The following is a 21,356-nucleotide window of genomic DNA, read 5'->3' as shown; positions in this document are numbered from 1 at the left end:
TACCGTGTGGGCAAGTGCTTCGGATTCGAAGCACTCTTGGCGGAAGTGAGGCACCACGATGAAGGCAGTGCGATTCCACGAGTACGGAGAGCCCGACGTCCTGCGCTATGAGGACGTCGACCAGCCGGTGCCGGGCGCCGGGCAGGTGCGGGTCCGCGTCGCCGCGACGACGTTCAACGGCGTCGACGGCAACATCCGCGCGGGGTTCATGCAGGGCCCGATGCCCCTGACCCTGCCGCACATCCCCGGGCTGGACGTCGCCGGAACGGTCGACGCGCTCGGTGAGGGCGTGAACGGCCTGGAGATCGGCGACCGGGTCGTCGGCTTCCTGCCGTTCGTCGACGACGGCGCCTCGGCGGAGTACGTCCTCGCGCCCGCCGAGGTCCTCGCGCCGGCTCCGGCGAGCATCCCGCTCGCCGACGCGGCCGCGCTGCCGCTGGTCGGTCTCACCGCGTGGCAGGCGCTCTTCGACCACGCCGGCCTGAAGGCCGGGCAGCGGATCCTGGTCAGCGGCGCCGGCGGAGCCGTGGGCGGCTACGCGGTGCAGCTGGCCAAGGCGGCCGGCGCCCACGTGATCGCCACCGCCAGCCCCCGCAGCGCCGAGCACGTCAGGGCGGCGGGCGCCGACGAGGTCATCGACCACACCGCCACCCGGGTGAGCGCCGCGGTGACCGAGCCGGTCGACGTCCTGCTCAACCTCGCGCCGATCGACCCCGAGGAGTTCGCGGCGCTGGCCGGCCTGGTCCGCGACGGCGGCGTGGTGGTCGGCACCACCGTGTGGATGCCCGCCCCGGCCGACGAGCGGCGCGGCGTGCGGGCCGTCGACGTCTACGTCCGCAGCGACGCCGGGCAACTGGCGGAACTCGTGGCGCGGGTGGACCGCGGCGCGCTGACCGTCGACGTCGCCGAGCGCGTCCCGCTGGCGGACCTGGCGTCGGTCCACGCCCGGGCCGCCGCGGGGACCCTCCCCGGCAAGGTCGTCGTCGTGCCGGCCGGCGCCTGACCCGCCCGGAAGGCGGCCGCGCGTCCGGCTCGCGAAGATCGCGGTGAATAAACTGTGATCATGGACATCGGCATCACGGCGGCGACCGCGGACGACGTCGACTCGCCGGTACGGCTGTACGAACGCCTGGGCTTCGGCGGCTGGACCCGCGAACCGCTCGCCCGCGTGGACGACTGAGCGGCGCGCGGTACTCGAAGATCTCTGGACGCTGGGAGAAGGACATGACGGTCGACTACGAACTCGTCGAGGTGGCCGGGCGCGTTGCCGCCGACAACAGCAAGGGGGACGAGCACACGGTGGCGGCCGCCGCTCGCGCGGGGGACGGGCGGATCGTCACGGCGATGAACGTCCACCACTTCACGGGCGGGCCGTGCGCGGAGCTGGCCGTGATCGGTGCGGCCGCCGCCCAGGGCGCCCACCACCTGGACACGGTCGTCGCCGTGGGGAGCGGCGACCGCGGGGTGATGTCTCCCTGCGGGCGGTGCCGGCAGGTCCTTCTCGACTACTTCCCGTCCATCCGCGTCATCGTCGGCAGGGACGGCGATCTGCGCGCCGTTCCCGTGGCGGATCTGCTTCCCGGCGCCTACATCTGGTCGGAGCACCAGGCGTGATCGGCTCCGGCCCGCCCGCCCGGTGCTAAGTCACGGGCGGGCTGAGCTGGGCGGTAACTGGTTTACCGAATCTGGAAAGCGGAGTGACGCAAGTTGTTGCGCGCCTTCTCCGCGCACGGGCGAGCCCTTAGACTCGAAGGGTGATCTTCAAGGCGGTGGGTGAAGGAAGGCCCTATCCAGAGCACGGTCTCTCGTCCCGGGACTGGGCCAAGATCCCTCCTCGCCAGGTCCGCCTCGACCAGCTCGTCAGCACCAAGCGGGAGATGGATCTCCAGTCGCTGCTGTCGAAGGACTCCACCTTCTACGGCGACCTGTTCCCCCACGTGGTCCAGTGGCACGGCGAGCTCTACCTGGAGGACGGCCTGCACCGCGCGCTCCGGGCGGCGCTGCACCAGCGGCTCGTCCTGCACGCGCGCGTCCTCGACCTCGACGCCGTCGACATGTCCTGATCAGCGGCTGCGGGCGGGCTCCGGCGCCGGGAGGGCCTTCGGCTCGACCAGCGGCGCCGCCGGCCGTGCCGGGTGGACGAACCCGGGCCGCGCGGCCAGCAGCCCCACCACGACCTCCGGGACCACCAGGACGAGCAGCAGGGCCACTGGCACGTTCCAGCCGCCCGTGGCGTCGTGCAGGATGCCGACCGCGAGCGGTCCGGCCGCGGCGAGCAGGTAGCCGCCCGTCTGCGCCATCCCCGACAGGCCCGCGGCCGTCGACGGGTTCGGCGAGCGGAGGCTGAGCAGCGTGAAGGCCAGCGGGAACGCGCTGCCGGTGCCGATGCCGAGGATCACGACCCACGTCCACCCGGCGGACGGGGCGAGCAGCAGCCCGACCAGGCCGACGACCATCGTGGCCGCGACGGCGACGACGAGGGGGCGCTGGTCGCGCAGGCGGGCGGCGAACACCGGCACCAGGAAGCCCAGCGGGATCCCGACGATCATCATGGTGGAGACCATCATCCCGGCGGTGGCGGCCGGGTGGCCGGCGTCGCGCATGATCTCCGGCAGCCACGACAGCAGCACGTAGAACATCAGCGACGCCAAGCCCATGAACGCGGCGACGGCCCAGGCGGTCGGGGAGCGCAGCAGCGATCCTCCGGCGCGCGGGGCGGTGACCGGAGGCGTCGGGGCGCGGCGGCCGCGCAGGGCGAGCGGCCCCCACACGAGCGCGGCGACCAGCGACGGGACGGCCCAGACGGCGAGCGCGAGCCGCCAGCCGCCCGCCGCCTCCAGCGGCACCGCGAGACCGGCGGCGACCGCGCCGCTGGCCGCCATCAGCATCATCGCGAGACCGGTCAGCGAGCCCAGGCGGGACGGGAACGCGCGCTTGATCACGGCCGGCATGAGGACGTTGCCCATCGCGATCCCCGCCCCGGCCAGGACCGTTCCAACGTAGAGCGAGACCGGGGACTGCACCACCCGCAGCACGATCCCCGCCGTGATCATGACGAGGGAGCCGGCGATCGCGGTCTCGGTGCCGAACCGGCGCGCGACGACCGGCGCGACGGCCGCGAACACGCCCAGGCACAGCACCGGCAGCGTGGTGAGGACGCCGGTCTCCGCGCCCGACAGCCCGAACGCGTCCCGGAGGTCGCCGAGCACAGGTGAGATCCCCGTGATCGCGGCACGCAGGTTGATCGTCAGCAGGACCAGGCCGACGAGCGACCAGACGGCCGCGGCCCGGGAACCTGGAGTCGTGGAGCTGTTCATGTCACCTTCGTTGTTCGGTCGCTTCGATCGCAGGGTCTGCTGCGTCGAGCTCGGTTCTGCTGCGTTCCGGTGCCCGTGTCCTGCCACTTGCGGGGCACCGCGACGGCCGCCCATGGGGAGCGGGTCTCGCTCCCGGTCATGGTGCGGGCCTGCGCTCCCGCGCTAGGTCTCCTGCGGGGCCGTCCCGGACGGCGGGACGGTCGAGGCGAGGATCTGGTCGAGACACGCGTGGGTCGCCCGAGTGGCGGCGTCGGCGTCTCCCGCCTCGATGGCGGCCGCGATGGGGCCGTGCGGGACGTCGGCGTGTTCGAGCAGGCTCCCGGCCGCGCCGATGCTGGCCCGGAGCGCCGCGCTGAAGTCGCGGTACAGGTCCGTCAGGACGCGGTTGTGGGTGGCCTCGACGACGGCGGTGTGGAATTCGAGGTCCGCCTCGACGAACGCCGAGTGCTCGCCCGCCGCCCAGGCCGCGTCCCGGCGCGCGAGCGCGACCGCGATGGCGGCGATGTCGGCGTCGGTGCGCCGGGTGGCGGCGAGCCTGGCCGCCTCCACCTCGAACCCCCGCCGGACCTCGAGGATCTCAACGAGTTCCGCGGTCTCCAGGCGCCGCCGGACGGCCCCGGACAGCTCGCTCGTGGCGCGCACGTACGTCCCGTCGCCCTGGCGGCTCTCCAGGAGCCCCGCGTGGGTCAGCGCCCGCACCGCCTCACGGACGGTGTTGCGCCCGACCCCGAGCGTCTCCGACAGCACCGGCTCCGGCGGGATCTTGGCGCCCACCGGCCAGCCGCCACCGGTGATCTCGCCCCTGAGCTGGTCGATCACCTGGTCGACCAGCGAGGACCGCCGTGCCGTCCGCAGAGTCACCCGAACCTCCAGTCAACCAGTCATCCCATGTCTGAAGAGTACGACACCCGCGCCCCCTGATCTATTCCGCTTCACCGCCGTACGGGTCGCGCTGCCCGGCGGGAAGACTCGAATCCGCAGGTCAACACGCAGTTGTGCGAACGAATGTGATGACGCACACCGGCAGGAAGGCGAGGCGGCACGCGCTGTCGCGGCCGCCTCGCCTTCCTGTGGGCGAGCGCTCTAGTGGGGAGCGCTCAGGGGGACGCGGTTGAAGACCGACAGGCCGGCCGCCTCAAGGGCCTGGCGGTAGGCGGTGGCGGCGTTCTCGGGAGACTCGATGAGTTCGTAGAGTTCGCCGAGTTCCCTGTAGAGGTGCGCCGCCGGACGCCCCTCGGGAAGGGTCGCCAGTTGTTCTGAGGCGGCGCGAAGGACGACCTGGGCGGCCGTCGTGTTTCCCTGGGCCACCCGCGCGCGGGCCAGGACCAGCCGGGCCAGGACGGTCTTCTGGGTGCGAACTCCCAGGTCGTCGGCGGGTTGAGGCGCCATGGTGCGTCCGCTCGTGGGGGCGGAGAGGGCCATGCCGGTGTCGAGGAACTGTTCGAGCGCGGCGATCGCCTCGTCCAGGTCGCCGACGAGGACGAGCGCACGGGCCTTGGCGATGGTGCTCTCGGTGCTTTCGGCGTCGTCCAGGCCGGTCGCGTGCTGGAGGAGGGCGAGCGCCTCCCGGGCCGCTTCGCAGGTTCCTTCCTGACGCGGGCGCTCGAACCCGTACTCAGCGGAGGGCTCCGGGGCGGGCGGGGCCGCGGCGGAGAACGGCCTGACCCCTCTGAGCAGCGCCTTGGCCCCGGCGAGGGCGAGGCGCGCGTGCGCCTGCGTCGGAGTCGCGTCCGTGCGCGCGGCGAGGGCCTGGTCGGCGAAGTACAGGGAGTCGCCCACCGCCCCCTCGTCCAGCGCGCGCATGCTGGCCCGCTGGTAGTGGACGCTCAGCGGCTCGGCGTCCCCGGACCCGTCGGGGTGCAGGAGGCGCCGCCCGAGCTCGTGGGCGCGGACGGGATCGGAGCGATCCACATAGGCGAGCAGCAGGATGCGTCCGGCCTCGGTGTACTCGTGGCCGGCGTGGAGACCGAGCCGCTCCAGCCGTTCGAGGGCCCGCTCGCCCAGCGCCACGGCCTGCCCCAGGTCGCCGACGGTGTGGTACGACCGGGCCAGCGCGATCACCGGGGGCAGCCAGCTCGCCCGGCCCGGGTCGCGTTCGGCCTGCTCGCGCAGCTCCTCGAACAGCTCGATCGCGCGGTCCGTGCGGCCCAGCTCCTCCAGGGCGCGGGCGCGGCCCAGCCGGGCGCGGCCCGTGAGGTCCGGGTCGTCGCTGCGGGCGATCACCTCGTCGAACCCGGCCTCGGCCGTCGCGGGGTCGCCGCGCAGCAGCGCCAGATGAGCGTGCCGCTCCCGCACCTCGAGATGGGCGCGCTGCTCCGGCTCGACGCCCTCGGCGAGGTACTCGGGGGTGCAGCCGAGGCGCTCGGCCAGCATGCGCAGGACGGTCGGCGTCGGCGTGCGCTTGCCCGACTCGATCAAAGAGATGTAACTGTCGGAAAGGTCGTGACCGGCGAGCTGTGCCTGCGACAAGCGTCTGGTCAGCCGCAGGTTGCGGACACGTTCGCCGACGTTGCCTGGACCCGGCATGTGGACTCACTTAGCGGAAGTAAACAGGCGGCTGGGGTGCCGACATGATTGCACATTGCGGGTTATCACACATCGAGAGCAAGGAAGCGACAGGAGAAGAGACCGGCCGGAAGGCCCGCGCGCACGGCGCCTCGGCGAGATTCGCCGGTTCGCGCCGGCGGGCCCTCCCGTCGATCGCGACGTCTGTCATTCGCCGACGGTATCCGACCGTCCCGGGAAGATCGCAGAGACCGCCGATATTGATCAGCCTCTCGCGCATTCCGGCCAGTACCGGACGACCTGCCCGCGTTTCCGCGTGGTTGGGACCGCTCCCAGCGGGATCGGCCGGTAAGGGCGGTGCCGGACCGCGCGTTCCGCGGACCGCCGCGTCCTGCGTCCGGCGGTGCGGCCGGTGAGGGGGGCCGGGCCGACCTGCATCGTCTCAGATCGCCGCGAGGACCTCGCAGGGCCCCCTGCGGCAACGGAAAAGCCGGGCACGGCCGTGCCCGGCTTCTCGCATCGACCGCGTCGCGGGGCTAGACCTCCCCGTCGGGGTCGTCGCCCTTCGGCAGCGTGGCGGTGGGTGCGTCCTGCGCGTCGGGGTCGGGCGCGTCATCCGGCACGCGGGGACGGCGCGGCGGCGGGGGCGGAGGGAGCGCCTCCTCCGGCGCCGGGTTCTTGTTCGGGAAGATCATCTCGCAGACCTCGAGGTAGAGCTGCTCGGGGTACGGGAGGAAGTCCACGTTCGTGAGGGCCTGGTCCTGGCCGGCGGACTCCAGCACGAACTCCCCGTAGCCGAGCATGCGGCCCGCGATCGTCCGCTTGAAGCTCATGTCGGTGACCTTGGCCAGCGGCATCATCGCGACCTTGCGGGTGATGAGGCCGGTGGTGAGCAGCATCCGCTGGTTGGTGATGACGAAGTAGTCGACGGACCACTCCGCCACCCGCCAGACGAACCAGGCGAGAAGGATCAGCCAGCCCCACCAGACCCAGCTGAACACCGCGCCGCCGCTCTCGGCGAGCGTCTGGCTCAGCAGGCCCGCGAGGATGAGGCCGCCGAGCAGGAGCCCGACCGGGACCATCAGCACGGCCGGGTGGCGCCGTACCGTGATCACCTGGTTCTCGTGGGGGAGCAGGTACTTGTTGACGGACGCCGGCGCGGAGTCGCCGGGAGTGACGAGTCTCATGCGGCCTCAGGCGAGCGAGTTGACGAAGGTGGCGATGGAGTCGGCGGCGGAGGAGATGCCCGTTGCGGCGGTGTCCACCGTCCGGGCCGCGCCGTTCGGTTGCGTGATGACATAGAACGCCACGAAAGCCGCAGCGGCCCACGTGAGGTACTTCTTGGCCGGCACGACTGCCTCCCGGAGCGTAGACCCACGGACCCCGGTAGCAGTTTCGCACAGCCCACACGGGCGGCAAAGCAGCGCGACGGCGCGCGGCGCCCGCCCGCGGGGTCAGGGTGCGTTGTCCAGCGAGGAGCGGCGCGCCTTGCGGCGCTTCTCGGCCGCGACGGTCGCCAGCACCTCCAGATGCCGGCGCGCGATCCGCTCCACGAGGTCGGACGGAGCCGATCCGGTCACCTCCTCGGCGCCGTGGCGCGCGGCGGCCACGCACCGTTCCACCGTGTCGGCGCTGTGGGTGTCGCGGAACTCCTCGGTGAGCCGTTCACCGATCTCGATGTAGCGCGGAAGGTCGCCATCCCCTGGGTGAGCCATCATGTGTCCCCGAAGCTCGCTCGCGCCGCCCGGTCCGTGACGGTCCCCTGTGCCGGGACGGCGGAGGGGAACGCGCGCTCGCGTTCCGTAGAGGTTGTGGTACCCCCTGCCGTCGGGAACGAACATCGCAGGTCAGTCGGGGAAACCGGCCCCTGCCGGAGGGATCAGACGACGCCGTAGAGCCGGTCCCCCGCGTCGCCGAGGCCGGGCATGATGAAGCCCTGCTCGTTGAGGTGGGAGTCGATCGCGGCCGTGACCACCTTGATGGGCGCCGAGATGTCGGAGAAGGCCTGCTCCAGGTACTTCAGCCCCTCGGGCGCGGCGAGGAGGCAGAGCGCCGTGACGTCGTCGGCGCCGCGCTCGAACAGCAGCCGGATGGCGGCGGCCAGCGTCCCGCCGGTCGCGAGCATGGGGTCGAGGACGTAGCACTGCCGCCCGGACAGGTCGTCCGGCAGCCGCGACGCGTAGGTCTGGGCCTGGAGGGTCCCCTCGTCCCGGATCATCCCGAGGAAGCCGACCTCGGCGGTGGGCAGCAGCCGCGTCATCCCGTCCAGCATCCCGAGGCCCGCGCGCAGGATCGGCACGACGAGCGGCTTCGGGCTCGCGAGCTGGACGCCCTGCGCCGGGACGAGCGGCGTCTGCACGGTGGCCTCGGCGACCCTGACGTCGCGGGTCGCCTCGTAGGCGAGCAGGGTGACCAGTTCGTCGGCCAGGCGGCGGAACGTCGGGGAGTCGGTGCGGACGTCCCGCAGGGTCGTGAGCTTGTGCGCGACGAGCGGGTGGTCGACGGCGAGGGTCTGCATGCGCTCACGGTAGCCCACCCCGCCGGGCGGTTCGGGGCGCCAGGATAGGTCGCCGCTGAGCTGGGCAGGATGGCGGTATGAACAGCGAGAGCGATCAGCAGCCGAGCGGCTCGCGGGCCCGGGAATCCGCGCCCGATCCGCCCGCTCGCGCCTCGGCCCCCGACGGCCATCCCCCGTCCGGCGACCCCGCGGTGACCGAAGTCACAGCCGAGGACGCCGCGCGGCGCCCCGGGCCCCAGGGCGACATCTCCCCCGAGCAGGTGCGCGAGCACCTGCGCCGCAGGGCGGTCTTCCTGCGCGAACTCGCCGAGGCCCGCGAGCTGCGCCGCCGTGTGACGCCGCACCGGTCGCGCCGCGCGCGGATCCACGCGGCACTTCGCCGGCGCACGTTCCGCATCAATTGATCCAGATCGGTTAGGTTCATGCCGCCGGGCACCGTGATCGGCGCAGGCTCCCGGCCTCATCTCCGGGTGCGGCGGCGAGTTTGGTGGTGGGGCACGCGAGTGCGCGCCGCATCTGCGACCATGCCCTGGCAGGAGACGTGCCGGTGGGGTGGAAATGACGGATGTGGACGCGACGGACTTCGCCGTGGTGGTGTACCGGGAAGACGAGGGCTGGGAGGCGGAGATCCTTCCGGTCGCGCTGACCGAGGACCTCGCGGGGCTGATCCATGCCCTGCGCCAGCAGCCGAGCCTCGGCGGCACGGTCGGGCTGGTGTCGGTCGGCGACGACTTCTTCGTCGCCATCCGCCTGCTCGGCGACGAGGTCATGGTGTTCCTGTCGGACGTGACGGCGTCGGTCGACTGGCCGCTCGCCGGCCAGGTCCTGGACTACCTCGACATCCCGATCCCGGACGAGGAGGAGCTCGACCAGGTCCTCCCGGTCGGCGACATGTCGATCTTCGCCGACCTCGGGCTGGACGAGATGGAGCTCGGCGCGATCTCCGGCGACCTGGAGCTCTACCCGGACGAGATGCTCCTCAGCATCGCCGGCCGCATCGGTTTCGCCCCGGCCTTCGAACGCGCCCTCGACGCCGTCCCCTGACCCGGCCGCCGCCGCACTGCCCGAGGGTCAGCCCGGGAAGCCGCTGCGCCGTGCGTAGGCGCTGAGACCCGCCCAGTCGTCGCCGGTGTGGCTGTGCTGCGGGTCGAGGCAGCCGAGGCTGATCGGGCGCTTGGCGTCGTAGCGGGGGGCGCGCGTGTCGGGCGGGTCGGCGAAGTTCAGGACCTCGGCGATGTTGCGGGCCGCGGCGTCCCGCACGGTCAGCGGCTCCAGGCCCCAGCGCCACTCGATCGCCTTCAGGACGGACGTGTGGTCGTACACCTCGTGCGCGACGGCCCCGCGCCGCGCCCGCGGGGAGATCAGCAGGCAGGGGACGCGGAAGCCGCGCAGGCCGGTGCCGAGGTCGGGCCGCGGGTCGGGCCCCTCCGGCGGCGGGACGTGGTCGAAGAACCCGCCCCACTCGTCGTAGTTGATGATGAACAGGGTCCGGGGCCAGCTCGGCGAGGTGACGAGCGCCGTGTAGACCTCGTTGAGGAACGCCTGGCCGAAGCGGATGTCGGCGAGCGGGTGCTCGTCCTCGGACATGCCGGGCAGGAACAGCTCGCCGAGGAAGCCCGGCTCGACGAAGCTGACCGCGGGCAGCCGGCCGTCGCGGGCGTCGGCGCGGAACTCGGCGATGTTCCGGCTGATGTCGAGGTGCCGCAGGCCCCACAGCGCGGTGAACGGCACGTCGCTGAAGTAGTACCGGCAGGAGATCCCCCTGGCCTTCAGCCGGTCCCAGATCGTGGTGGTCTCCGAGATCGTCAGCGAGTTGGAGATCCGGTCGGTCTGCCCGGCGTGCTGGAAGATCCGGTTGGGGAAGGTGGACGACATGATCGCCGGGAAGTAGCGGTCGCAGACCGTCCAGTCGAGGGCGGCGCGGCCGTGGAAGCCGAGGTCGGGAGCCTCGTAGTAGCCGATGGAGAACACGTCGTTGTCGCCGGCGCGCAGCCATCCGTCGCACCGGCCGCCGTTGTACTCGGTCCGTCCGCCCTGGTAGGAGTGGTCGGGGTCGTTGAAGCCGCACCCCCACGGCACCTTCAGGTGGTGGGTGTCGTGCTCGTTGCCGCCGGCGTCGGTGAAGGTGAGCCCGGCCTGGCGGCCGTCGGCGCCGGGCAGCCAGCCCATGTAGTGGTCGAAGGACCGGTTCTCCATCATCACCACGACGATGTGGTCGATGCCGGACTCCTCCGGATCGGGGAGGTCGGCGACGGGGGCGCGCCGGGCGGCGGCCAGTTCCGCCGCGTGGGCCTGGGCCGACGATCCGGAGGCGGTGCCCGCCGCGATGATCGCCGCGGCGCCCGCCGTCCCCGCCAGGAACCCGCGCCTGGTCAGTTCGTCCGCACCCATGGCACTCCTCCCGGGATGGCGATCGCTGAGCAGTATGCGGACTCGCGTGAACCGAGGGAAGGACGCCGGACGTCCGTCACCGGACAAAAACGCGAAGTTTATTCGCAACCGCTTCCGGGCAGCCGGGCGCCGATTCCCGCGCAAGGGGGGTGTGACCGGGCAGACGGCGTGGGTCACAATGAGCACGTGTCCTACTTCGCCGCCGTGTTCGCGCAGACCCCCCAGGGCTGGGTCGGAGCCGAGGCCGTGCTCGACGAGGCGGAGAACGTCGACGACGTCGCCGACCTGATGCGGGAGGCCGCCGTCGAGTCCTACGGCGACCCGGTCGTGCTGCTGGTCGAGCAGGACGACGACTGGTTCGCGATCGTCCGGCTCGACCGCGACGACGAGCCGCGCCCCTACATCTCCGCCGTCCGCGGGGACGGGCTCGCCTCGCTGTTCCAGCAACTCGTCGGCGAGGTGCCGGACGGCGACGCCGCGGGCGACGCGGCCCTGCTGGAGGACCTCGGGGTCGACGCCGGGCGGCTCGGCGAGCTCGGCGAGCGCGCCCTGCCCGGCGACGCGCTCCTCGCCGTCGCCGAGCAGGCCGGATTCGGCGAGGAGTTCGACCGCCTCCGTGACTGACGCGCGCGATCCGGTCGTCGCGACGTTCCGGCCGGCGATGCTCCGGGCCCTCGACGCGGCCCGCGAGGCGGCCGCGGACGGCGAGATCCCCGTCGGCGCCGTCGTCCTCGACGCGACCGGCGAGATCATCGGAACGGGCCGCAACGAGCGCGAGCGGACCGCCGACCCGACCGGCCACGCGGAGATCGTCGCGATGCGGCGGGCCGCGGCGGTCCTCGGCGAGTGGCGGCTGTCCGGCTGCACGCTCGTGGTGACGCTGGAGCCGTGCACGATGTGCGCGGGCGCGTCCGTCCAGGCCCGGCTGGACCGCGTCGTCTACGGCGCGGTCGACCCGAAGGCGGGCGCGGTCGGGTCGCTGTGGGACGTCGTCCGCGACCGGCGCCTCAACCATCGCCCCGAGGTGATCGCCGAGGTGATGGCCGACGAGTGCGCCGCCCCGCTAATCGAGTTCTTCGCGCGCCGCAGAGTCGGGTAGGCTCTCCCGCGGTGGTGTCGCCTAGTGGACGAGGGCGCACGCCTCGAAAGCGTGTGAAGTGCAAGCTTCCGTGGGTTCGAATCCCACCACCACCGCCACCCGGATGGCCGTCCACCTGGCCAGACGCACAGAGGGCGGGACCAACGGTCCCGCCCTCGACGCTTTCCAGCCCGCCGCACGCTGGTCGAGCCGCCCGTTTCGAGGCGTCTGGTGCACTGGGGTCTCGCCCCGGTCAGCGTGCGGATTCCTTGAGAAGGGCCGCCGCGAGTTTTCTGGCATAGGCGACTTCGTTCTTCTCAGTGACGTCCTGCTCTTCGCGGTCGTTCATGCTGATGTCAGCGGTGAGATTGTCCACGCGGAACATCACCTGCGGCTCATCCAAGTAGGACGGCGGATCTATGTGATTCCCCTCGTCCCCTACTCCGGAGAGGGTGTTCATCCCCCCACTCTCTCTCACCAACGCCGCGTGCGCGTTGTCGGCTCCCGACTCCCAGTTCTTCTTGCCGTAGCGCTTGAACTCAAGGGAGATGCTGCCCCTGTCAGCGAAGTCCTTGGGCAGGACCGACCAGGTGCACTTCGCCGAATCCTTGGTGCCCTGCGGACTTTTCGTCAGAGAGACCTCCGCGTCCGGAACACTGGGCGTCGGGAGACGACCGCACGCGGGGAGCGTGGAGAACTTTCCGTCGTCCACCCAGAGCCCCATGGGGTTCTGCAGCAGGAACCCGCCGCCCGTGATCACGGCGAGGATCCCGGCCGCCGTCAGGAGCACGCCCCTCAGAGAGGTCGACGATTCCTGCTCCCCGACGACCGTCGCGGACGCCGGCACCGGCGGGGCCTCCACCGTCGGCCCCGTCCCCAGGCCCGGGGGCGGAGGCGAAGGCGGGGGGAGCACCGGCCCCGGTACCGGCGCCTGATCCTGGAACGAGGCCTGCCCCGGCACTGACGGTCTCGCCGCCGGCTGGGGCGCGGGAACGGCCCGGAGCCGCTCGGCGACGGTGCGGGCGTCCGGCGGCCGGTCACGCGGATCCTTGGCCAGCAGCGCGTGCGCGAGTTCGTCGAGATCTTCGGGGACGTCCGGACGCACCCCACGCGGCCTCGGCGGATCGGTGAGAACGATCTCACGGATCAATGCGCGCAGGCTGTCCCCGTCGAACGGCGTCCGGCCGGTGAGCAGCGCGAACAGCAACCCGCCCAGCGCGTACAGATCCGTCTGCCGCGTTGGCTCGTGCGCCTTCTCGAACTGTTCCGGCGCCATGTAGGCGGGCGTCCCGAGGATCGCGCTGCCGGTCAGCTCCGTGACCTGGTCGGCGTATCGGGCGATTCCGAAGTCCATGACGGTCACCCGGTCACCGGGGCGGACCATCACGTTGGCGGGCTTGACGTCGCGGTGCACCACCCCCTGCTGGTGAGCCGCGTGCAGCGCGTCGGCGATCTCCGCCGTCAGCCGCCTCGCCCGGTCGACCGGCAGGCCCTGCGGGTGGCGCTTCAGCAGCGCGGACAGATCCTCCCCGTCGAGGAGCTCCATCACCAGGAAGAGCAGCTGCTCGTCCTCGCCGGCGTCATGGACGACGACGATTCCCGGATGGCGGAGCCGGGCCATGATCTCCGCCTCCCGGCGGAACCGGCTGACCAGTCGGGCGTCCGCCCCCGCCGGCGCCGTGAGGAGCTTGACCGCGACCGGGCGGCCGAGCCGCTCGTCCAGGCCGCGCCACACCTCGCCCATCCCGCCGCGTCCCAGCAGGGAGTCGAGCCGGTACCTGTCCGCCAGTCTCAGCCCGGCACGCACTGCCCCTCCCCTGACCGTCCAAGAACGTCAGACCATGCATACACCGCCGGACGCCCCCTTTTCCAGAGATCATCTAGACCGCCGCATCTTTCCAGGAATTCGACGGACTCCGGTGTCCTCATAACGGCGGAACCGGGCGGCTTCCAGCCGTGGCGGCCGTTGACGAGATGCACGCGAACGAGTTCATGAATAACGCCCTCGAACGCGTCCGGAACACGCCACTCCTCAGGGGCGAGGCCGGTCGGCAATAATCCCGCGCCTTGCTCTGTCTGAGCATGAGACGGGGATGGACACGCCTCGCTCGCGCGCCTGGCGCCTTTCGAGGCCCGCCGCCGCCCGTGCTTGCGTTCTTCCGCCGTAGCCGCACAGTCATCTACAGCCGAACCACACGGCTGGCTCGTCCGGACATCGACCGGACGAGACGAACAGACAAGAAACACAGGTGAAACTGCCATGCGCGAACTCGTTTTCGGGATCTCGAACGTCGACCGCTTCGACGACCCCGCCAACCCCACCGTCTACGGGATCGAGACCGAGGCCAGCGGCCGCAGCCGCGTCTCGACCGGTGACCGCGACGGGCGGACCGGCTCGGATGCCGCCCGGCACACGACGGACACGACCGTCGACGAGGAGCAGCGGTAGTCGGCGCGCACGCGCCGGCTGTCGCCCAGTCTGGGGCCCGGCAGATCTGCCGGGCCTCCACTCTTCGGTCTCCGGCCGCAGTCCGAGGCCGGTTCGGCAGGAACTGCGATGTCGCAGCTCCTGGGAAGGGCTCGGCGCTCCTGAGCAGCCGTCAGCCGACCGTGACGAGGGCCACGCCCGCCACGGCGACGGCCATGCCGACGCGCTGGACGGCCCGCAGGCGCTCGCTGTAGGCGACTCTCGCCAGCAGGACGGTGATCGCCGGGTAGAGGGACGTGAGGACGGCCGCGAGGCTGAGCATGCCGTGGTGGACCGCGAGGAAGTACAGCACGTTCGCCCCCGCGTCCAGGCTCCCGGACAGCAGCGCCAGGATGATCAGCTTCCGGCCGGACAGCCTCGGGCCCGCGTTGCCGCCGCGGGCCGCCAGGAACAGCAGCGCGACCGCGACGATGGCGAGATTGCCGAGGCGGGCGCCGACGATCGGCCAGAGCCCGGTGCCGTCCCCCGCCTCCTTCAGCAGGACGAAGAAGACGCCGAAGCAGCTGCCGGACAGAGCGGCCATCACCGGGCCCGAGTCCAGGAGACGCCGCCGTCCGGCCCCCTCAGCCGCCGGTCCGTCGCCGGCCTCCATGCTGACCAGGCCGATCGCGACGAGGCAGAGCAGGACGCCGAGCAGGACGGACGCGTCCAGCCGCTCGCCCTGGGCGACGCCCACGGCCACCGGGATCACGGCCGCGGCCAGCGCCGACACCGGCGCCACCACGCTCATCGGGCCCCGCGCGAGGGCCCGGTAGAAAGCGATCAGCCCGCCGCCGCCGCAGAGGCCGGCCACGAACCCCCAGGCCATCGGCCCGGGGCTCACGTCACCGCCGGTGAGCAGCGCCGACACCAGCACGACCGCCAGCCCGATCGGAACGCACCAGGTCAGCGCTCTGATCGCGGTGGATCCACGGGTCACGGTCCCGCCGAGGAAGTCGGCGACCCCGTAGGCGAGGGCGGCGGCCAGGGCGAGAACCGTGACCATCAACGCCCGCCGATCAGCCTGGTCTCGATCCGCACGCCGGGCGAGATCGTCCGCAGCCGCTCCGCGAGCCGGTCGCCGGCCTCGGCCAGCCGGTCGAGGGGGTACGGCTCCAGGCGTTCGAGGAGGAAAAGGCCGTTCTTCGTGGTCTCCGTCAGCCGCGTCCGGACGCACTGGCGCCAGTTCCAGCGCCGGCAGGTGACGCCCTGGTCGTCCCGCCAGACGACCTCGCCGGGGTTCGGGTGCTCGACCGCGGGCTCACCGCCCGCGACCACGTCGAACGGCTCGTCGCCGGTGGCCCTGACCAGCCGCGCCGGTCCCCGGTAGGCGTCCAGGTCCTCGCCGCCGATGGGCAGCGCGTACTCGACGCTCACCGCGTTGTAGGCGTCCACGACCCTGTTGATGGAGGGGAGCGCGTCGGCCCGGCGCAGCAGCGCGTCCACCGAGGGCCGGGTCCGCTGCGGCTTGGCCCCGAACGCGCGGTAGGCCTCGCGCCACGCCTCGACGTGCGGGTCGTCCGGGTCCGCCGCCTTCGCCGCCTCGGCCAGCCATCCCTCGCCGGTCTCGTCGCTCGGCCCGTTCTCCAGCCCCTCGGCGGTCATGACGAGCACGGCGAAGTCGGGACGCAGCTCCCGCACGGCCTCGTCCACCACGATTCGCTCCAGCATCCCCATCCTCCGCACGGTCACTTTAATGACATCGACATATCATCATACCGACCGTGGCGGAGGATCCAAAGTGAAGCAACGTCCGGCCGCCCGCTTCCAGTCCCGGCCGCCGACCTGGAGGAGGGAGTTCACCGCCAGCGCTGAAGGTGCGGTCGACGCGTCTCAGCGGCACTCGGGGCCGTCCTCCACGTGGCCGACGTTGGGGCACGCGACGTCGGCGTGCCCCGCGCGTGCGGGAGACTGGCATGCGGCGGACCGGAGCGAGGCGGCTGGAGGGCGCTTGAGCGGTCAGGAGGCGATCGGCGAGGCCGTGGCGCGGACGGTGCGGGCGCTGCGGGCCGGGCACGGGTGGAGCCTGGACGAGCTCGCCGGGCGCGCCGGGGTGAGCAAGGGCGTGCTGGTCGGGCTGGAGCAGGGGCGCGGCAACCCGAACCTGGGGACGCTCATCCGGATCTCCGACGCGCTGGGGGTGCCGCTCACCCGGCTCGTCCAGGTCGAGGAAGAGCCGCCGGTGCGGATGTTCCGCCCGGAGCGGCACGTCGTGCTGTGGGAGGGCGAGCACGGCGGGACGGGAACGCTACTGGCCGGCAGCGACCCGCGCCCGTCGCTGGAGCTGTGGAACTGGGTGCTCCAGCCTGGCGAGACGCGCGAGAGCGACGCGCACGTGCCGGGCACCAAGGAGATCGTGTACGTCCAGGAGGGCACGCTCACCCTGGGCGTGGACGGCCGGTCCGACCTGGTCGAGGCCGGTACGGCCGCCGTCTTCGTCGGCGACCGCCCCCACTCCTACGGCAACGCGAGCACCCGCGAAGTCCGCTTCGTCCTGGCCGTCCTCGACCTCTGACCACAGCCCTCATTGTGAGGTCCGGGTTGATCTGGCCACCGCCCATGCCCCTGACCTCCGGTTGGCCACTTCCCTCCGGACATGCGGGCGGGCGGTTGTCTCATTTGAAGTGGCAGCTCCTGGGAGCGGTGAGCCGGCGCCGCGCCTGTCCGGCCGTCGGGTCCTCGTCGGATTAATGTGGCGGCATGGCGAATGATCCCGACTTTGGCGTGTTATTGACGCGGCTCCTCAACTCCCGCCAGACGGACGTCGCCTGGCTGGCCTCAGCGTCCGGCATCCCGGAATCTGAGCTGCGCTCGGTGGCCGACGGCGTGACCCCGTCCGCGTCGCAAGTCGAGGGCCTTGCCGCCGCGCTGGGTTTCCGCACCGCCGACCTCTTCGTGATCGCCGGACTCTCGGTGCCGGAGCCCCTTCAGCCCTGCGAAGCGGCAGCGGGCTCCGAACTCGTGGACCTCATCCATGTCGTGATGGCCCTGCCGGCAGATCAGCGGACCCACATCCACGAAACGGTCGAAAATCTGCCCTAACTGCCCCGCGTCCGGTCGGCCGATCCGCCGCGAGACTTCTACCGGGGAGGCGGTGGCTTGGGCGCGATGCTCGTCACCATGCTGTGCGCCAACCGCAACCTCCATGCCCTGATCGCCGCCGCCAAGACGCTTCACCTGCTGACCCGAGGCCGCATGTACCTGGCCGGCTCCACCTACGCCCGCATCGCCGCGGGCGCGAATCCGTTGAGGCCGGACTGGGTGGGCGGCTTCGCGACCGCCCTCGGCATCCCCGCCGCCGACCTCGCGGCCATCACCGGCACCGACCTGTCCGAGGCGACACCGCCCGAGGATCCGCTGGCGGCCGAGATGGCTGAGTTGCTCTGGGGCTGTCGACGTCTGAGGGTGAGCCAGGTCGAGCACGTGTGCGCCGAGGCGGAAGCGATGCTCGTCCCAGTGCCCGACGACGCCTCCGGCGACGACTGGAACCGCGTCCACCATCGACACGGGACGTGGTGGGGCGCGCCAAGGCGGTAATCCTCAGCACATCGGGGGCCGAGCGTGTGAGGGCGGGTCCGGGTGGCGGTGCGCGGGTGGGGCTGTTGGGCCGACGTGGGGGCTAGCGCCTGTCTCGAAGTGGCCTTGGCCGCACGCGCGAACGCGTGACCTGGCCGGTGGAGCGAAGCCGGAGGCGAGCGGAGCCGGGCAGATCGCGAAGCGATGCCGCGTTCGCCCGGGCCCGGTCACGTAGCGAGCCGCCAGGCAAGCGAAGTGGGCCGAGGCTGCGAAACACAGCTAGCTGGTCAGGCGGACGGGCATGGCCAGGTAGCGGTAGCCGGTGTCGGTGTTCTCGGGGTCGGGCTCGTCGTCCTTCTTGTCGGGGATGGCGGTGAGGAGGGCGGCCTTGGTGGGGCCGGTGCATTCGAGGCGGGCGTACTCGGTGTCGATGCCCGCGAGGCCGTCGAGCAGGTACTGGGGGGCGAAGGCGATGTCGATGTCGTCGCCGTCGAGGTGGGCGCCGACGCTCTCGTTGGCGCGGGCGGAGTCGCCGGTGGCGGCGCGGATGCGGACCTCGTCGGCGGTGAAGGCCAGCCGGATGGGCGTGCCGCGCTCGGTGACGAGGGCGGCGCGCTTGATCGCCTCGACGAAGGGGGCCACGCGGATCTCGGCGACCGACGTCCAGGTGCCGGTGAGGCGGGACCGGTAGTTGATGTACTGGTCGTCGAGGAGCCGGCTGGTCATGCTGCGGCCGCCGCCGGAGATGCCGATCAGGGTGTCGGCGGTGCCGCCGAGGCCGATGGAGACGTCCGCGCCGCGCTTGATCGCCTTGGCGGTGTCGGCGAGGGTGCGGGCGGGGACGACGACCCCGGCGGTGAAGTCGGGCTCCGCGGGGGACCAGGTCAGCTCGCGGGCCGCGATGCGGTACCGGTCGGTGCAGGCGAGCCACATCGTGTCGCCCTCGATGTCGATCCGGACGCCGGTGAGCATGGGCAGGGTGTCGTCGCGTCCGGCCGCCGGGGTGACCTGTGCGACGGCGGTGGCGAACAGGTCGCCGGGGACGGTGCCGGCGACGGCGGGCGGCTCGGGGAGGGTGGGGTAGTCCTCGACGGGGAGCGTCAGGAGGCCGAACTCGGCGGGCCCGCAGCGGACGACGACCTCGGAGCCCTTGGTGAAGACGTCCACGGGCTGGTTCGGGAGGTTGCGCACGATGTCGGACAGCAGCCGTCCGGGGACGAGGGCGCGGCCCGGCTCCGCCACGGCCGCCTCGTCGGTGGCGTGGGCGGACACCTCGTAGTCGAACGCGCCGAGGGTGAGCCCGCCCTGCTCGGTGACCTCGATGAGCATGCCCGCGAGAACGGGGAGCGCGGGACGTGCCGGCAGCGTCCGCGCAGCCCACGCCACCGCGTCGGCCAACGTCTGGCGCTCGACTCGGAACTCCACTGCGATCAGCCCTTCTCCGGTTGGACGGCCATCACGAGCACGGTAACCCGCGGCTCCGACAATCCTCCGCGAGGGTCAGAAGAGCGCGTTCTCGGTGGCCCGGACCTTGCGCTCGAAGTCGAGGAGGTAGCGCTTGCGGTCGAGGCCGCCGCCGTAGCCGGTGAGGGAGCCGGTGGAGCCGACGACGCGGTGGCAGGGGACGATGACGCCGACCGGGTTGCGCCCGTTGGCGAGGCCGACCGCGCGGGACGCGGACGGGCTGCCGATCTCGGCGGCGAGCTCGCCATAGGTGACGGTCTCCCCGTAGGGGATCTCCTGGAGGGCGGCCCAGACGCGCGCCTGGAAGGGCGTCCCGCGGAGGCGGAGCGGCAACTCGAACTCGGTCAGGTCGCCTGCGAAGTACGCGGAGAGTTGCGCGGCGACGGTGGCGAAGGGTTCGTCTTCGGGGTCGCCTGGGGCGCCGAAGGTCTCCTGGGCTGGACGGTGCCGCTGCATCTCCATGTAGAGCCCGGACAGGGCGCCGTCGGTGGCGACCAAGGTGAGCGGACCTACGACGCTCTCTATGACGACGTGCGTTGTTTCCACAGCGGTTCCTTCAGTTCGCGGGGAGCAGGTTGATGGCGTGGTCAAGGGTGGCCCACAGGTACTGGACGGAGTAGGCGCGCCATGGCCGCCATTGTGCGGCGCGTCGGGTGAGGGTCGCAGGTGTGGCGGGAAGTTCGAGTGCCGCTGCTGCCGCCCTGATGCCGAGGTCGCCGGGGATGAACGCGTCCGGGTCACCGAGGGCTCGCATCGCGATGGTCTCGACGGTCCACGGGCCGAAGCCGGGCAGGGCGGACAAGCGCGCGCGGGCCTCGTCCCAGTCGCTCCCTACGCCGAGGTCGATCTCCCCCTTGGCGAGGGCGTCGACAAGGGTCATGAGGGTGGTGCGGCGGGTCTTGGGGAAGGCGAGGGACTCCGGGTCGAGTTCGGCAAGGGCGGCGGGGGTCGGGAAGAGGTGCGTCAGCCCGCCGCCCGGGTCGTCGATGGGGTCGCCGTAGGCGGTGACCAGGCGTGCCGCGTGGGTGCGGGCCGCGGCCGTCGAGACCTGCTGGCCCAGGACGGCGCGGACGGCGAACTCGGGGGCGTCCACGGTGCGGGGCACGCGGCGCCCGGGGGCCTTGTCCACGAGCGGCGCGAGGACGGGGTCGGTGCGGAGGAGGTCGTCCACGGCGACGGGATCGGCGTCCAGGTCGAGCATCCAGCGGCAGCGGCTGATCGCGATGGGGAGATCGCGCAGGTCGCTGAGGCTGAGCGTGCAGGCGACGTGGTCCGGCCGGGGCCGCAGGGTGGCGATGCCGTGCCCGTGGGGCAGCCGCATGGCGCGGCGGAGCGCGCCGTCCCGCCACTCCTCGACGCCCGGGACGGCGGTGGCGGCGAGGTGCCCGAACAGGTTGTCCGGGCACAGCGGGGCCCGGAACGGCAGCCGGAGCGACAGCGCACCGGCCCCGGCAGGCGGATGTCCCTTCGCGACGCGGTCGCGTAGGGCGGACGGGGTGAGCGCGAAAACCTTGCGGACGGTGTCGTTGAAGGCGCGAATGCTGGCGAACCCCGCCGCGAAGGCAACGTCCCCCATGGGGAGGGCTGTCGTCTCGATGAGGAGCCGTGCCGTCTGCGCGCGCTGGGCTCGTGCCAGGGCGAGTGGGCCCGCGCCTAGTTCGGCGTTGAGCTGGCGCTCTATCTGCCGCGTGCTGTAGCCGAGCCGTGCCGCGAGGCCGGGAACGCCCTCTCGGTCGACGACGCCATCGGCAATGAGGCGCATCGCCCGAGCGACGAGGTCCGCGCGGTGGTTCCATTCGGGGGAGCCTGGGGACGTGTCGGGACGGCACCGTTTGCAAGCCCGGAACCCGGCCTGCTGGGCGGCGGCAGCGCTCGGGTAGAAGCGCATGTTCTCCGGCTTGGGCGGGACCACGGGGCAGCTTGGACGGCAGTAGATCCCGGTGGTCACGACCCCGCCGAAGAACCATCCATCGAAGCGGGCGTCCTTCGCCTGGAAGGCCCGCACGCACCTTTCCACGTCCTCGTGCATGCCTCCAGCATCACCGATGGTCAGGGGTCTTCACTGGCAGGATTCCGACATCATCGTCGCGGCCCAGGTCA

General features: G+C 72.1%; 24 protein-coding genes, 1 tRNA gene and 1 pseudogene. 12 read left to right on the top strand and 14 right to left on the bottom strand.

The genetic code is table 11. The features are described 5' to 3' along the window. The first annotated feature begins 58 nt into the window (after positions 1 to 58). The 3 genes from ABD944_RS20640 to ABD944_RS20630 all read left to right on the top strand — a co-directional run bounded on the left by ABD944_RS20640 (position 59) and on the right by ABD944_RS20630 (position 2,063). On the top strand, positions 59 to 1,003 hold the full coding sequence (locus tag ABD944_RS20640; protein WP_345178816.1) for an NADP-dependent oxidoreductase: 945 nt from the start codon (positions 59 to 61) through the stop codon (positions 1,001 to 1,003). A 221-nt stretch (positions 1,004 to 1,224) separates the two neighbouring features. Continuing rightward, positions 1,225 to 1,614: a cytidine/deoxycytidylate deaminase family protein gene (locus tag ABD944_RS20635; RefSeq protein ID WP_345178814.1), complete on the top strand. Its 390-nt coding sequence runs from the start codon at positions 1,225 to 1,227 to the stop codon at positions 1,612 to 1,614. Between the two features lie 140 nt (positions 1,615 to 1,754). After that, positions 1,755 to 2,063 (top strand): type II toxin-antitoxin system VapB family antitoxin, encoded by a 309-nt coding sequence (locus ABD944_RS20630; protein ID WP_345178813.1) that lies wholly within the window; start codon positions 1,755 to 1,757, stop codon positions 2,061 to 2,063. Here the strand turns inward: ABD944_RS20630 and ABD944_RS20625 are convergent, their stop codons facing one another. The 7 genes and pseudogenes from ABD944_RS20625 to upp form a co-directional block, all read right to left on the bottom strand. Beyond that, positions 2,064 to 3,317 carry a CynX/NimT family MFS transporter gene (locus ABD944_RS20625; RefSeq protein ID WP_345178812.1) on the bottom strand — a complete coding sequence of 418 codons (1,254 nt, stop codon included), beginning with the start codon at positions 3,315 to 3,317 and terminating at the stop codon, positions 2,064 to 2,066. 162 nt (positions 3,318 to 3,479) lie between these two features. Next, positions 3,480 to 4,178 (bottom strand): FadR/GntR family transcriptional regulator, encoded by a 699-nt coding sequence (locus tag ABD944_RS20620; protein WP_345178809.1) that lies wholly within the window; start codon positions 4,176 to 4,178, stop codon positions 3,480 to 3,482. Positions 4,179 to 4,400: 222 nt separating this feature from the next. Further along, positions 4,401 to 5,843 carry a helix-turn-helix domain-containing protein gene (locus tag ABD944_RS20615; protein ID WP_345178807.1) on the bottom strand — a complete coding sequence of 481 codons (1,443 nt, stop codon included), beginning with the start codon at positions 5,841 to 5,843 and terminating at the stop codon, positions 4,401 to 4,403. 656 nt (positions 5,844 to 6,499) lie between these two features. Continuing rightward, positions 6,500 to 7,009 (bottom strand): annotated as a pseudogene (locus tag ABD944_RS20610) (PH domain-containing protein); the annotation flags it as partial. A gap of 6 nt (positions 7,010 to 7,015) precedes the next feature. Further along, entirely contained in the window at positions 7,016 to 7,174 is a 159-nt protein-coding gene (locus ABD944_RS20605; RefSeq protein WP_345178805.1) for a hypothetical protein, read from the bottom strand. A 102-nt stretch (positions 7,175 to 7,276) separates the two neighbouring features. Then, a complete protein-coding gene (locus ABD944_RS20600) occupies positions 7,277 to 7,537 on the bottom strand; it encodes a hypothetical protein (protein WP_345178987.1) in 261 nt (86 codons plus the stop codon). Between the two features lie 164 nt (positions 7,538 to 7,701). After that, positions 7,702 to 8,340 carry a uracil phosphoribosyltransferase gene (gene upp / locus ABD944_RS20595; RefSeq protein ID WP_345178803.1) on the bottom strand — a complete coding sequence of 213 codons (639 nt, stop codon included), beginning with the start codon at positions 8,338 to 8,340 and terminating at the stop codon, positions 7,702 to 7,704. A gap of 77 nt (positions 8,341 to 8,417) precedes the next feature. Between upp and ABD944_RS20590 the strand changes: the two genes are divergently transcribed. Together ABD944_RS20590 and ABD944_RS20585 are read left to right on the top strand one after the other, a co-directional pair. After that, complete coding sequence (locus ABD944_RS20590; protein ID WP_345178801.1) at positions 8,418 to 8,744, top strand: hypothetical protein; 327 nt, start codon at positions 8,418 to 8,420, stop codon at positions 8,742 to 8,744. A gap of 154 nt (positions 8,745 to 8,898) precedes the next feature. Continuing rightward, positions 8,899 to 9,384, top strand: a complete 486-nt coding sequence (locus ABD944_RS20585) for a tRNA adenosine deaminase-associated protein (protein ID WP_345178799.1) — start codon at positions 8,899 to 8,901, stop codon at positions 9,382 to 9,384. 27 nt (positions 9,385 to 9,411) lie between these two features. Here ABD944_RS20585 and ABD944_RS20580 read toward each other — a convergent pair whose 3' ends face one another. Further along, positions 9,412 to 10,731, bottom strand: coding sequence for an alkaline phosphatase family protein (locus ABD944_RS20580; protein ID WP_345178797.1), 1,320 nt, complete (start codon positions 10,729 to 10,731; stop codon positions 9,412 to 9,414). Positions 10,732 to 10,917: 186 nt separating this feature from the next. Here ABD944_RS20580 and ABD944_RS20575 point away from each other — a divergent pair, with 186 nt between their 5' ends. From ABD944_RS20575 to ABD944_RS20565, 3 genes are all read left to right on the top strand, one after another. Then, positions 10,918 to 11,355, top strand: a complete 438-nt coding sequence (locus tag ABD944_RS20575; RefSeq protein ID WP_345178795.1) for a tRNA adenosine deaminase-associated protein — start codon at positions 10,918 to 10,920, stop codon at positions 11,353 to 11,355. A 37-nt stretch (positions 11,356 to 11,392) separates the two neighbouring features. After that, positions 11,393 to 11,830, top strand: coding sequence for a tRNA adenosine(34) deaminase TadA (gene tadA, locus ABD944_RS20570; protein WP_345178986.1), 438 nt, complete (start codon positions 11,393 to 11,395; stop codon positions 11,828 to 11,830). 10 nt (positions 11,831 to 11,840) lie between these two features. Beyond that, positions 11,841 to 11,928: transfer RNA gene (locus ABD944_RS20565), tRNA-Ser, on the top strand. 134 nt (positions 11,929 to 12,062) lie between these two features. Here ABD944_RS20565 and ABD944_RS20560 read toward each other — a convergent pair. Continuing rightward, entirely contained in the window at positions 12,063 to 13,616 is a 1,554-nt protein-coding gene (locus ABD944_RS20560) for a serine/threonine-protein kinase (protein WP_345178793.1), read from the bottom strand. A gap of 453 nt (positions 13,617 to 14,069) precedes the next feature. Here ABD944_RS20560 and ABD944_RS20555 point away from each other — a divergent pair, with 453 nt between their 5' ends. Further along, entirely contained in the window at positions 14,070 to 14,258 is a 189-nt protein-coding gene (locus ABD944_RS20555; protein WP_345178791.1) for a hypothetical protein, read from the top strand. Between the two features lie 151 nt (positions 14,259 to 14,409). On the opposite strand, the gene ABD944_RS20550 is transcribed toward ABD944_RS20555, so the two are convergent. Further along, complete coding sequence (locus tag ABD944_RS20550; RefSeq protein WP_345178788.1) at positions 14,410 to 15,282, bottom strand: EamA family transporter; 873 nt, start codon at positions 15,280 to 15,282, stop codon at positions 14,410 to 14,412. Next, positions 15,282 to 15,947: a B3/B4 domain-containing protein gene (locus ABD944_RS20545; RefSeq protein ID WP_345178786.1), complete on the bottom strand. Its 666-nt coding sequence runs from the start codon at positions 15,945 to 15,947 to the stop codon at positions 15,282 to 15,284. Before ABD944_RS20545 ends, ABD944_RS20550 begins: the two co-directional genes overlap by 1 nt. A 280-nt stretch (positions 15,948 to 16,227) precedes the next feature. Here ABD944_RS20545 and ABD944_RS20540 point away from each other — a divergent pair, with 280 nt between their 5' ends. The 3 genes from ABD944_RS20540 to ABD944_RS20530 all read left to right on the top strand — a co-directional run bounded on the left by ABD944_RS20540 (position 16,228) and on the right by ABD944_RS20530 (position 17,813). After that, positions 16,228 to 16,791, top strand: coding sequence for a helix-turn-helix domain-containing protein (locus tag ABD944_RS20540; protein ID WP_345178783.1), 564 nt, complete (start codon positions 16,228 to 16,230; stop codon positions 16,789 to 16,791). A gap of 185 nt (positions 16,792 to 16,976) precedes the next feature. Then, positions 16,977 to 17,318: a hypothetical protein gene (locus ABD944_RS20535; protein ID WP_345178782.1), complete on the top strand. Its 342-nt coding sequence runs from the start codon at positions 16,977 to 16,979 to the stop codon at positions 17,316 to 17,318. 57 nt (positions 17,319 to 17,375) lie between these two features. Beyond that, on the top strand, positions 17,376 to 17,813 hold the full coding sequence (locus tag ABD944_RS20530; protein WP_345178780.1) for a hypothetical protein: 438 nt from the start codon (positions 17,376 to 17,378) through the stop codon (positions 17,811 to 17,813). Between the two features lie 258 nt (positions 17,814 to 18,071). Here the strand turns inward: ABD944_RS20530 and dnaN are convergent, their stop codons facing one another. The 3 genes from dnaN to ABD944_RS20515 form a co-directional block, all read right to left on the bottom strand. Then, complete coding sequence (gene dnaN, locus ABD944_RS20525; RefSeq protein ID WP_345178777.1) at positions 18,072 to 19,217, bottom strand: DNA polymerase III subunit beta; 1,146 nt, start codon at positions 19,215 to 19,217, stop codon at positions 18,072 to 18,074. Between the two features lie 75 nt (positions 19,218 to 19,292). Then, entirely contained in the window at positions 19,293 to 19,802 is a 510-nt protein-coding gene (locus ABD944_RS20520) for a methylated-DNA--[protein]-cysteine S-methyltransferase (protein WP_345178776.1), read from the bottom strand. 10 nt (positions 19,803 to 19,812) lie between these two features. Continuing rightward, complete coding sequence (locus ABD944_RS20515) at positions 19,813 to 21,285, bottom strand: AlkA N-terminal domain-containing protein (protein ID WP_345178774.1); 1,473 nt, start codon at positions 21,283 to 21,285, stop codon at positions 19,813 to 19,815. Positions 21,286 to 21,356 lie beyond the last annotated feature (71 nt).

The organism is Actinomadura verrucosospora (assembly GCF_039540335.1).
Lineage (GTDB): Bacteria > Actinomycetota > Actinomycetes > Streptosporangiales > Streptosporangiaceae > Spirillospora > Spirillospora verrucosospora.
The sequence above is the reverse complement of the archived record's forward strand: the minus strand, read 5'-3'. Positions and strand labels throughout refer to the sequence as shown.

Bases quoted from the DNA above. Each gene is read 5' to 3' on its own strand.
- ABD944_RS20640 (WP_345178816.1), top strand. From the start codon at position 59: ATGAAGGCAGTGCGATTCCACGAGTACGGAGAGCCCGACGTCCTGCGC.
- ABD944_RS20635 (WP_345178814.1), top strand. From the start codon at position 1,225: ATGACGGTCGACTACGAACTCGTCGAGGTGGCCGGGCGCGTTGCCGCC.
- ABD944_RS20625 (WP_345178812.1), bottom strand. From the start codon at position 3,317: ATGAACAGCTCCACGACTCCAGGTTCCCGGGCCGCGGCCGTCTGGTCG.
- ABD944_RS20615 (WP_345178807.1), bottom strand. From the start codon at position 5,843: ATGCCGGGTCCAGGCAACGTCGGCGAACGTGTCCGCAACCTGCGGCTG.
- ABD944_RS20600 (WP_345178987.1), bottom strand. From the start codon at position 7,537: ATGGCTCACCCAGGGGATGGCGACCTTCCGCGCTACATCGAGATCGGT.
- upp (WP_345178803.1), bottom strand. From the start codon at position 8,340: ATGCAGACCCTCGCCGTCGACCACCCGCTCGTCGCGCACAAGCTCACG.
- ABD944_RS20590 (WP_345178801.1), top strand. From the start codon at position 8,418: ATGAACAGCGAGAGCGATCAGCAGCCGAGCGGCTCGCGGGCCCGGGAA.
- ABD944_RS20585 (WP_345178799.1), top strand. From the start codon at position 8,899: ATGACGGATGTGGACGCGACGGACTTCGCCGTGGTGGTGTACCGGGAA.
- ABD944_RS20580 (WP_345178797.1), bottom strand. From the start codon at position 10,731: ATGGGTGCGGACGAACTGACCAGGCGCGGGTTCCTGGCGGGGACGGCG.
- tadA (WP_345178986.1), top strand. From the start codon at position 11,393: ATGCTCCGGGCCCTCGACGCGGCCCGCGAGGCGGCCGCGGACGGCGAG.
- ABD944_RS20555 (WP_345178791.1), top strand. From the start codon at position 14,070: ATGCGCGAACTCGTTTTCGGGATCTCGAACGTCGACCGCTTCGACGAC.
- ABD944_RS20550 (WP_345178788.1), bottom strand. From the start codon at position 15,282: ATGGTCACGGTTCTCGCCCTGGCCGCCGCCCTCGCCTACGGGGTCGCC.
- ABD944_RS20545 (WP_345178786.1), bottom strand. From the start codon at position 15,947: ATGCTGGAGCGAATCGTGGTGGACGAGGCCGTGCGGGAGCTGCGTCCC.
- ABD944_RS20535 (WP_345178782.1), top strand. From the start codon at position 16,977: ATGGCGAATGATCCCGACTTTGGCGTGTTATTGACGCGGCTCCTCAAC.
- ABD944_RS20515 (WP_345178774.1), bottom strand. From the start codon at position 21,285: ATGCACGAGGACGTGGAAAGGTGCGTGCGGGCCTTCCAGGCGAAGGAC.